The sequence below is a fragment of the Rhodococcus sp. P3_B8 genome (assembly GCF_056402775.1).
Genome location: NZ_JBFUGT010000249.1, coordinates 1 through 9,921, shown reverse-complemented (window position 1 = coordinate 9,921; position 9,921 = coordinate 1). Strand labels below are relative to the sequence as shown.

11 protein-coding genes are annotated in these 9,921 nt (G+C 65.3%); 6 read left to right on the top strand and 5 right to left on the bottom strand.

Features of this window, described 5'->3' with window-relative positions:
* Nucleotides 1-35 precede the first annotated feature (35 nt).
* Both AC1D1G_RS35745 and AC1D1G_RS35740 read left to right on the top strand, forming a co-directional pair.
* On the top strand, nucleotides 36-806 hold the full coding sequence (locus tag AC1D1G_RS35745; RefSeq protein ID WP_477955810.1) for an IclR family transcriptional regulator: 771 nt from the start codon (nucleotides 36-38) through the stop codon (nucleotides 804-806).
* Nucleotides 807-1,615: 809 nt separating this feature from the next.
* Nucleotides 1,616-2,044, top strand: a complete 429-nt coding sequence (locus AC1D1G_RS35740) for a hypothetical protein (protein WP_477955809.1) — start codon at nucleotides 1,616-1,618, stop codon at nucleotides 2,042-2,044.
* A 361-nt stretch (nucleotides 2,045-2,405) separates the two neighbouring features.
* Here the strand turns inward: AC1D1G_RS35740 and AC1D1G_RS35735 are convergent, their stop codons facing one another.
* The 4 genes from AC1D1G_RS35735 to AC1D1G_RS35720 form a co-directional block, all read right to left on the bottom strand.
* Complete coding sequence (locus AC1D1G_RS35735) at nucleotides 2,406-2,639, bottom strand: hypothetical protein (protein WP_477955807.1); 234 nt, start codon at nucleotides 2,637-2,639, stop codon at nucleotides 2,406-2,408.
* A gap of 183 nt (nucleotides 2,640-2,822) precedes the next feature.
* On the bottom strand, nucleotides 2,823-4,100 hold the full coding sequence (locus AC1D1G_RS35730; RefSeq protein ID WP_477955805.1) for a sensor histidine kinase: 1,278 nt from the start codon (nucleotides 4,098-4,100) through the stop codon (nucleotides 2,823-2,825).
* An 81-nt stretch (nucleotides 4,101-4,181) separates the two neighbouring features.
* Nucleotides 4,182-4,313, bottom strand: coding sequence for a hypothetical protein (locus AC1D1G_RS35725; RefSeq protein ID WP_283352159.1), 132 nt, complete (start codon nucleotides 4,311-4,313; stop codon nucleotides 4,182-4,184).
* A 543-nt stretch (nucleotides 4,314-4,856) separates the two neighbouring features.
* Nucleotides 4,857-5,279 carry a hypothetical protein gene (locus AC1D1G_RS35720; RefSeq protein ID WP_477955804.1) on the bottom strand — a complete coding sequence of 141 codons (423 nt, stop codon included), beginning with the start codon at nucleotides 5,277-5,279 and terminating at the stop codon, nucleotides 4,857-4,859.
* A gap of 338 nt (nucleotides 5,280-5,617) precedes the next feature.
* Here AC1D1G_RS35720 and AC1D1G_RS35715 point away from each other — a divergent pair, with 338 nt between their 5' ends.
* Nucleotides 5,618-6,532, top strand: a complete 915-nt coding sequence (locus AC1D1G_RS35715; RefSeq protein ID WP_477955802.1) for a hypothetical protein — start codon at nucleotides 5,618-5,620, stop codon at nucleotides 6,530-6,532.
* A 66-nt stretch (nucleotides 6,533-6,598) separates the two neighbouring features.
* Nucleotides 6,599-6,916 (top strand): hypothetical protein, encoded by a 318-nt coding sequence (locus AC1D1G_RS35710; RefSeq protein WP_477955801.1) that lies wholly within the window; start codon nucleotides 6,599-6,601, stop codon nucleotides 6,914-6,916.
* Between the two features lie 39 nt (nucleotides 6,917-6,955).
* Here AC1D1G_RS35710 and AC1D1G_RS35705 read toward each other — a convergent pair whose 3' ends face one another.
* On the bottom strand, nucleotides 6,956-7,870 hold the full coding sequence (locus tag AC1D1G_RS35705; RefSeq protein WP_477955800.1) for an exodeoxyribonuclease III: 915 nt from the start codon (nucleotides 7,868-7,870) through the stop codon (nucleotides 6,956-6,958).
* A 155-nt stretch (nucleotides 7,871-8,025) separates the two neighbouring features.
* On the opposite strand from AC1D1G_RS35705, the gene AC1D1G_RS35700 reads away from it, so the two are divergent.
* Nucleotides 8,026-9,600 (top strand): LVIVD repeat-containing protein, encoded by a 1,575-nt coding sequence (locus AC1D1G_RS35700; RefSeq protein WP_477955798.1) that lies wholly within the window; start codon nucleotides 8,026-8,028, stop codon nucleotides 9,598-9,600.
* The coding region (locus AC1D1G_RS35695) for a DUF305 domain-containing protein (protein WP_477955796.1) at nucleotides 9,590-9,921 on the top strand (332 nt) is incomplete at its 3' end. The genes AC1D1G_RS35700 and AC1D1G_RS35695, both read left to right, overlap by 11 nt.

The following is a 9,921-nucleotide window of genomic DNA, read 5'->3' as shown; positions in this document are numbered from 1 at the left end:
GAATGTCACAGCAACAACTCGATTCTGGATGAAGCGTGAATGCTCAGACTGCGGCCTCCGCCCCTGCTATCTCGGGACGTCAACCACGGGCGATCCAGAACGCGTTAAGAATCCTCGCGGAAGTGGCTCGCGTGGGCGAAGGAGTAACAGCCAGAGACATCACAGACACACTGGCCATACCTCCCGCGACCGTATACAGGATGCTGACGCTTCTGGTCGACGACGGATTCGTCCTTCGTCGGCCCGATCGTCCAGGCTGCTTCGCACTGGGCCACAAGGTCGCCGCGCTAGCCAACACCGCCATCAGACCAACGGTGTGCACAGCCGCCCGCGATCTCCTCACCGAGCTACGTAACGAGATCCGCTTCGGTGTCCGCCTCTACTCGTACACCGACACAGTGGTACGCCTGATCGCCCCGGATCCGGAGTACCCGTGCCGGTCCGATGAGAACTACCTCAACCAGCACCTCCACGCCAGCGCCGTCGGCAAGCTGATCCTTGCCGAGAAGGACAGGCTCGACTCGACCTTCCAGCGCGGAGGCCCCCAACCGCTCACGGCCCGGACCGTCCACGTGCGCAGCGAACTCCGCAGGCACCTCGACCTCGTCCGCGATCAGGGCTATGCCACTCAGGTCGGCGAACTGCGCAATGACTCTGCCTGCGTCTCAGTGCCAATCCGATCCGCTGCCGGCACCCTCGTCGCCGGCCTGGTTATATCCGGACACATCAACCATTTCCACCTGATGTTTCACCACATCGACGCACTGCGAAACCAAGCAGCTCACCTGTCACTACTGCTTTCGTGACCAGTAACCACACCAGCAACATCTCGTGAATACTTTGACTGACGATCGGCCCCTCTGAACAAAGGTGCCGACTTCGCCGGCCCGGTCGGCACTTGTCGGCTACACCCGACGGGGCGGGGGTTGGCTACCGTTTGCCAACCTGCACCGGCACGTTCCGCAAGCGGGGCGTTGACTGAGACTCGCTGAGCTGCGCAATCCCGTTTGATCCGTCCGGTGGGGATCTTCCTTTCAGGGGCGGCAAACGGGATAGAGGGCCCACGCTAGCGAAAGCATCGCGACTGCATGCACCCAGAGGGCCACTTCTGAGCGCCGTCAGTCTCGAAATGCTCAGGTCAGCCCGGTAATCACGCGGTCGGGAAGTTAGATGGGAACTCACGGGAACTTTTCCGTCATCGTCGGCATCTCACTTACATAGGCAGGGAGATCGGCTCCCTGCTTACCGGACCGACAAGGACGAGAAGATGACGAACCCCTCCAACAATGACACCGCCGCGCCGACCGCGCCGACCGCGCCGACCGCGCCGACCGCAAATCTGACCGGGTCCCCGGAGGACGCGTCCCTTCACCTCCGCCGCCGCGCCGGAGCCAGAACTCGCACCGGAGCCCACCCTCGAACCGAGTCGGCCCCGGCACCCGAAAAATGTCCCCGGCGCGAGCGGTGAGTCGTACCGCTCCCCCCGCGACCTCAACGGCGGCGGCAACGTCGACACCGTCCACACGACCTCGACGGCGTCAAACAGATCGAGCACCTCGACACCGACGGCAACCTGACAACCATCGAACTCGACACCGACAGCACCGGCACCTACGTGTCCGCCATTCATCCCCAGGCCGACGGAACGGTCCGAGTCGCAACCGATCTCGATGACGACGGCAACGTCGACGCCAAGGGCATCCTCGACGCGCAGGGCAACGTTGTCCAGGCCGATGCAATCGCCGACGGCGTCGTCCGTGAGTACTACCGCGACACCAACGGTGACGTGCACCTCGACACCACGCTCGTCGACAGCACCGGCGTCGGACAGTTCGACACCCTCATTCTCGACAGCGACGGCGACGATGTCCCCAACACCGTGCTCGTCGACACCGACAGTGACGGGATCTTCGACCTGAAGATGGAGGACACCAACGACGGAATCCTCGACGAGGTCACCACCGGTTCGCAGGGCTTCGTCGCCGAGCACGACGGCACCTTCGACGCCCCCGCTGAATCGCTCCCCGGCGACGACCTCGTCTGACCTATCCGTTCCCCGCTGCCGTACGCACCGAAAGACTTCGGGCGTGCGGCAGCGGTCACTGCTGCTTCTGTTTGGACTCACAGAGAGATCAATTCGATGGACGACACCATTTCCGACTTCGAGGACCACAACGCGTCCCCTTGGGGCCCAGGTCCCGAACTGAACGGACCCGTACTGGACCCGGGATTCGTCGACGAACCCTCCCGGTGTTACCCGAGGACGAGACCATGGACGCCCCCAGCCTCCCGTCGGAAGACATCGCGCCTACTCCAACGGCACCCGCCCCGGATGTGCCACTCGCCCCGCCGGAACCGGACTTGTCGGACCTGCCGCCGGCGGAGCCCGAACCGGAGCTGGTCCCCTACCCCGAACCTGATGCTGCCCCGGAGGACGGGTACGGCGTGATCGCGATGGTTGACGCCGGGGAGATCTGGCCCCCGGGGCCGAGAGCGTCGAGGACGATCAGCCGGACCACTTCCTGGTGGTCGCCGGCATCGACGATGCCCGCGGGGTGGTCATCTCGTCCGACACGGGAAGCCCGACCGGTAACCAGCTGGAGGTGCCGATCGCTCAGTTCGAGGGTGCCTGGCAGCACTCCGGCCTGGCGAGTCCCACTTCAACACCTGGCTGCACCGCATCGCCGCCAACGCCGCCYTCGCAGCCCTGCTCCGACGGAAAAGAAAACACCGAAGTCACCCTCGCCAGTGTGCTGGCCACGGTGAAGTCAAGCTCGGCGTCGAGTAGCCCGAACCTCGGCAGCTCAGCGACCCGCGAACTGCTAGTGCGCCGACGTCGTGAGGGAATCGGGTGCTGTCACGATCTCGAACGGCATTTCGATGTGCGCAACCGTCCCGGATCGAGGCCCGGGGTGGACTGAGAAGCTGCCTCCCGCTGCGACGACACGGAGTTCGTGCGATGTCAATCCGATGTGGCCTCTGCTGAGGCTGCGGTCGATCGCCTCTCGGGAGATGCCGCGCCCGTCGTCGGTGACATCGAGGACGGCATGCTCACCCCACCGCGCCAGCTCGACCCGGACATTGCTGGCTTGCGCGTGTTTGACCACGTTGCTGAGCAATTCGCGTGCCGCGCTGAACAGCACATCATCGGCCGACGTGCGAAGGTCGTCGACCCATTCCGAGGTCAGGAGCTGAACCTCGAAACCGCCACGCGCCTGGGCCGAGCGGGTGAGATCGCCGAGGGCGCGAGCGAGACCGACACGATCGAGAACAGTGGGGTGCAGCTCAGAGACGGTCGCCCTGAGCAGGGTTGCGGATTCGGTGAGTGCGTGGGTGATGCGAGCGACCGCCTCCGGGTCGGCACTGCCGGTGAGGTCGTCGAGGTCCATCTTCGCGGCCAGGACGAATTGGAGCGCCCCGTCGTGGAGTTGCTCGGACAACGCACGTCGTTCGCGTTGTTCGAGACCCATCAACTCCGCAAGCAGGGCGGTGCGGTCGCGCACCAGGTGACCGATCGTCAGCACCCTGGACCGTTGAATTCTGCTGAGCGTGACGGCGCCCGCACCGAGGACGGCGAGGGCCATCGTGCTGAGCAGGATGGAGGACCAGGGCTCTTCATTCGACGCCATCGTGGCCCAGCTCGCGGCCAGGAATACCAAGACCGTCGGCACCACCACGGACGCACAGACCCCCGGGCGGAGCTGCGTGGAGGCCAGTAGCGGGATCACGAACAAACCGTTGCTCAGGATGTCTGCGGTCCAACTCTGTTGTGCCGCAATACCAGTCAACAGGGTGAGGCAACCGAGGACCGCGAGGTCGACGAACAGGGCGAGCCACATCGCGTTCACCGGCCCCGGACCGCCACGACGAGTCCACAGCGCGAGGCCGCCGGACCAGAGTGCGTAGCAAACCAGGACCGCGACACACACGCCCGCGTCGTTCATGGGTGGGACGAACGCCAGCGTCAACGCGATGAAGAGCACCAGAACACCACGAAGTGCGAGCTGGAGATACGCGCCGCGATAGGCGTGCTCGAGGATGATGCGTTCGAGATCCGGGCTGCCGCCGAGATCCGCGGGTAGTACCGATGACTCAGCCATGGGGCGGCCTCCTCGGCCGGGCGACTCCGACAGGAAGATGCGAGGACATCAACTACTGGACCTGCGACAATGCCCAAGATTCTAGCACCGGCGAGTGGGTGACCCCTGGTACTTGGCGGTCTGCTCACGGGCCCTGCGGACCTCCGCCATCTGCGCCTCGAGTTCGCCGTGCAGTCGCTGATTGTCCAGCGCCAGGGTGGTCGCGGCCCGCACAGCCGCCAGAACCTCTGCTGGTCGGCGACCGCCCGGTCGTACACCAACGCCCCCACCAGGACGCCGTCGCGGATGAGGGCAGTGGCCTCACGGGGATCATTCCTCGGTGGCAGAACCTGGGGACGTCCCTGCGCGTCCACATACCCGTCGCGGGCGCGGGAGAACGACCACAACACCAGATCCGGGTCGCGCAACGCCGCCCGCAGCGCGTCGATGACGCCGTCACCGAGTGGCGAGGTACCGATCTCGATCATCAGGTTGCGCACCGCGGCTCGGGCGACTCGGTAGCGCCACATCCCGACCAGCACCGCAAGCGGGATGAGCGCGCAGTCGACGGATATCGCAGAAGCAGCGTCCACGCATGCTGCGGGCTGTGCACCCACACGGAGACCAGCGGTGTCCAGGCGGTGGCGGCGGTCCCGAGCAGAGCGGCGATCCACAGTGGCGCCACGGCGGCCCGGTAGGCCGGTGAACCCGACCTCCACCGGGCGACCACCACGCCGATCAGAACCACACCGAGGGCGCCCCCAACCGCGCCGAAGATCACCTGCAGCGCGCGAACACCCTCGGGTCGTCACGCACCAGCAGCAAATTCAACGAAGGCGGATGCGCCGGGCTCACGCGGTGGGTGTCGAGGAATGCAAGCTCGGACACGACGGCGACCGCGTAGTACGCATAACTTCCGCCGACGAACCATCGCTCCCACCGGTGACGCAATCGGCCCCAGGGAAAACTGAACACGAGTTGGATCAGTACCGGAMTGTACATGTTGGTCAGCGCCGCGCCCGCCGTGAACAGCACCGGGACCGTCGACAGCCGAAAGCCCTTCACCAGCCACAGCAGCCCGGCGGCAACCAGCAGCCACCCCAGTTTGTCCTGCGGTCGGTGGCACTTGGCGACCAGGCCGGCCGCCACGAACACCACTCCGACCATCACGAACAACGCCAATTCCGTCGGACTGAACACGCCCCGGGCACAACTGCCAGTCGACGGATGCGACCACCGCGACAGCCAGTGCGGCGGTCACCAGGGCGGTCGCGCTCTACGCGCGAAGACTCACCGGGTGCCGCCCGCGAGTCCGGACAGTTCGAGGAACACGGGATCGATCCTCGCTGGGATCCGGATTCGGCACCATCACCACAGGGTGGGGTGATGCGACACCTGGGTGGACCTTCTCGACACCTCGGGTTCGTTATCGCCTGCAGTGTTCGACGCAGATCGATCGATGCCACGCGGCACACCGGTATTCGTGGGAACATCTCATCCGATCGATCCGGCAGACTGAGGAGAAAGGGGTGTGGTGCATGACCAGGATTCGACTTCGGCCCGCGGTGGCGCTGGCATCGATCGCCGGTGTCTCGTCCTTGTTTCTCGCGGCCTGCACCCAGGACGCATCGTCGACCGAGGGCACCGAATCGGCCGCACCGAGTGCCTCCAGCGAGGCACCGCCAACGGAGGCACCGGTCAACGGTGTCGATGCGAAGGAGTACGCCTCCAGCGACCCGGAAGCCGATTCCTACGGCTTCGTCACACCGTCAGGGAAATGGCTGTGCGCGATCATTCCCACGAAGAATCTGGCCGGATGCGCCTCTCATCCCACCGCGGGGCCATTGGGTGTGCCGGGGACTCCACAGATCGCCTCGCCGGACGGCGGCCCGCCGGCGGAAGCGAACCTCATCGCGGTCGAGGCGGGGAAGGAGCCGAGCTTCCAGAACTGGAACCAGGCTGTCTTTCCCGGCAACGCCAACGTCCTTCCCTATGACACCACGCTGGCGATCGACGGATTCAGTTGCAATGTGCAGTTCTCCGGCGTCTCCTGCAGGGACGATGCGACGGACAAGGGATTCACCATCTCCACCAGCGGCTACACGTTCGAGTTCACCCCGTTACCCGTGAGCCTCCCCAGCGCGAGCCCACCGCAGATCGCGCCCACCCCGGCCCCGCTCCCCCAGCAGGCCCGCGGATCGAATCAGTGTGGCCCCGTTGTCTATCCGGAGACGGGAAAACCTGCGACGGTGGTCATCGTGAAGGGCACACTCCGCTGCGACGAGGCGCACACGATGCTGACGAAGTACTTCGCGGCACCTGACAAGAGCGAACCGGCGTACAGCTTCGACGGGTGGGAATGCCGCCTCTCGGGAGACCCGGAATCCGCGGAGATCGGTTACACGATCAACTGCTCCGACGACAACGGGAACACCGTGGTCGCACAGCCGTAGATCGATCAATCCACGATTTCAGGTCAGTCGCCGCGAGACTCGACGCACGATGTCTACGCTGACGCTATGCACCCACCGAATGACCAGGCAGGTACCTGGGAAGGTTCGTGGCTCGCGGCGATGACGGTGATCAAGAGCGCTCAGCGGGTCTTCACGCCTGAGAACCGCCCTCCCTCCGAGCTCATCCCTCTCGTCGAACCCCTGAGCCGGTTGGGTGATGCGCTCCGGGCAACACCGCCCGACCCCGACGAGTCCCGCCGTCGCGCCGCCGACCTGGTGGCCGATCGAGACCTGATCGAATGGGCATGTCAGCCGTACCAGCCCAGCGAGATCCGAGAGTTCGGGGCGACCTTGGCCTTCCTGTCCATGAAACTGACCACCTGAGTCTCCGGTTGTCCTCGCCGCGCGGGGAGCCCGGACCGCTCAGAAGTCGTAATCCACGACGACCGGAGCGTGATCGCTCATCCGGCGGTCGGCCGCCGGATCCCGATCGGTGCCGGCCGTGACCGCCGCTCGAGCCAGGTCAGGCGTCGCGAGGTGGTAGTCGATGCGCCAGCCGATGTCGTTCACGAACGACTGCCCCAGCCACGACCACCACGAGTACGGACCGTCGACGCCTGGATGCTGTCGCCGGACGACATCGACGAGGGTGCGCGGCGACAGGATCGAGTCGAACCACTCGCGCTCCTCCGGCAGAAACCCCTCGGCCTGATTGCTGCGCCGCCAGTTCCGTACGTCGGAACGGGTGTGCGCAATGTTGAGGTCACCCATCAGTAGAAGCTCCCTGCCCCGTGCACGTGCCGTGCGCCGCGAGCGGGTCAGCTGTCGCGCGAACGCGGAGAGGAAACGCATCTTGCGGTCGTAGCGTGCTCCGCCGTCGGGCGCCTCCYGCATGCGTCCGGGCTTCTGGAGGTGGGCCGGAAGACCGCCCTTCGGCAGGTACWTCGATGCCACGGTGATCGGCGCATCGGCCAGGTCGACCTCGACGTACCGGCCCTGCTTCGCGAACTCTGCCAGACCCCGAGCCAACGGCTCCGGATCCAGTTCGACGCTGTCGGTGTGCATTTCACCCGGTGCGCGCATCAGCGCTGTACCACTCCACGTCCGAACTGCGATGGGCGCACGCCGGGTCAGAACCGCGACACCGTTGCGGCCCGCGACGTCGCCCTCGTCGTACGTGAGGTGGTAGTCGCCGAACACCCCCGGCGGGATGGCCTCGGCACGAGCGCGCACCTCCTGAAGCGCGACCACATCGGGGCCGCGGTCGCCCAGCCAGTCCTCGAATCCGCGCCGCTGCGCCGCGCGGATCCCGTTGACGTTGAAGGTCGCGATTCGCACGAGTGACAGTGTAGGGATCCGACCGACGCATCGAATCTCGCCATACCTTTCACTCGCCGTCGGCCAGTTCTGCGAAGTTGGCCAATTTGTATGTGAACTCGAGTACGGGTTGCTAGCGTTCCCGTGATTGAGACCACACTGCAGGGGAGATCTCGATGCGGATCGCGCGGAAGCGGCCAGGAAGTGCCCGGCGAGGTGTGGCTACCGCGGCACTGGCCGTCTCGGCCGTCCTCGGGGTCGCGACAAGCCCGATGCCTGCCATCGCGTCAGCCGACACGTTCTTCTTCGACGATGTCGGTTCGACGGCCGTTCCGCGGGCGAATTGCGGTCCCGGTTCGCTGCCGGAAACGGGTATGCAGGGCGACGTTCCGGCCGAGGACCGGAACAACGGCCGCAGCACCCAGGGTTATCGATGCAACATGTCGCTGGTCGGAGGCTTGCAGGATCGCGGTGGTGGCCTGCTGTCGGTGACCTACGACCACTGCTCCTACACCAGCACGTTCTTCCCCGGGAACCTGCTCAACCCCACAACGCCGGGCGTACAGGTGCTCGACGTATCGAACCCTGCACAGCCGGTGTTATCCACGACCCTGAACGAACCGGCGATGCTGGGCGGAACCTGGGAAAGTCTGAAGGTCAACAAGGCACGCAAGTTGCTCGCGGCCACAGCAGTGCCGATCGCTGCCGGCACCGGCTACTTCTCCGTCTACGACATTTCCGACTGCACCCACCCCCGGTTGCTCAACCGGGGTGCCGGTACCGACGTCACGATGCCGCTGCCGTTCATCTCCCACGAAGGCGGCTTCTCCCCGGATGGCAACACCTACTGGGTGTCCGGGCCCGCACCGGGATTCCTCACCGCCATCGACATCAGAAACCCGGCCGAGCCGCGGATCATCTGGCAGGGATTGCACGGACTCGGCGGGCACGGATTCGGCATCACCCCGGACGGGAACCGGATGTACCTGTCGAATCTCGGTGGGATCACCGTCCTCGACATCAGCGCGGTGCAACGCGGCGACCCATATCCCACCGTCCCGCAGATCGCCACCTATCTGTGGACCGACGGCTTCTTCAATCAGCACAGCATCCCGGTCACATATGGGGACAAGCCCTACATCTTCACCGTCGACGAAACCGGCGGCGGCGGAATCAAGGTCTTCGATGTCGCCGACCCGGCGCACGCCGAGATCGTGCAGAAGATCAAGCTCGAGATCCAGCTCCCGGCCAATACCGCCGCGAACCTTCGGTCGTCGCAAGGCGGCTCGGTGTTCTCCTACGATCCGCACTACTGCGTGGTCGACCGCCCAGCCGACCCGACCGCGCTCGCGTGCTCCTGGGAATCGTCCGGGATCCGCGTGTTCGATATTCGCGATCTGAGCCGAATCAGCGAGATCGCCTACTACAACCCGCCGGCACAGACCGGAAAGAACGTTCAGCTCACCAACTCACCGCACGCACYGTCCTCGCTGATCGGTGTCTCACTCTTCAATTTCGTTCCGCTCGCCCGCGCCGTCTTCGAGGGCAAGACGGATCCGCGGGTCGCATTCGGCCCGCGCGCCGGAATGGTGGCGTTCGGCGACCTGTCCGCGGACTGGTGCTTCTCGCCTCCGGAGTTCCACGGCAACCAGATCTGGACCTCGTGCAGCGACAACGGTTTCATGGCGTTGCAGCTCGACGACGCCGTTTATCAACCACCGGCGAATCAGGCTTCGACTTATGGGCAGTGACACCACGCCGTCGTCGTTCCGCCGTCCCCTGGTCCTATTGCTGTGCGCCGTCGTGCTCGGTGCCGCCGGGGTCRCCGTCGGAATGTGGCTGCAGTCGGAGCGCGCTACGAACCCCGGCGGGGTCCAATTGTCATCAGCGGACATCGGTTTCGCACAGGACATGTCGGTGCACCACGAGCAGGCTGTGCTGATCGCCCAGACGATGCCGCAGGACGTCGATCCGCAGATCCGGGTCATCGCCGACCAGATCGTCGTCACACAGACCTCCGAGATCGCGGCGATGCGCGGCTGGCTCAACCTCTTCGACGAGCCGTTCACCAC

What these genes read in the sequence shown, in the direction of transcription:
- AC1D1G_RS35730 (WP_477955805.1), bottom strand. Translation starts at nt 4,100, where the DNA reads ATGGCTGAGTCATCGGTACTACCCGCGGATCTCGGCGGCAGCCCGGAT.
- AC1D1G_RS35715 (WP_477955802.1), top strand. Translation starts at nt 5,618, where the DNA reads ATGACCAGGATTCGACTTCGGCCCGCGGTGGCGCTGGCATCGATCGCC.
- AC1D1G_RS35710 (WP_477955801.1), top strand. Translation starts at nt 6,599, where the DNA reads ATGCACCCACCGAATGACCAGGCAGGTACCTGGGAAGGTTCGTGGCTC.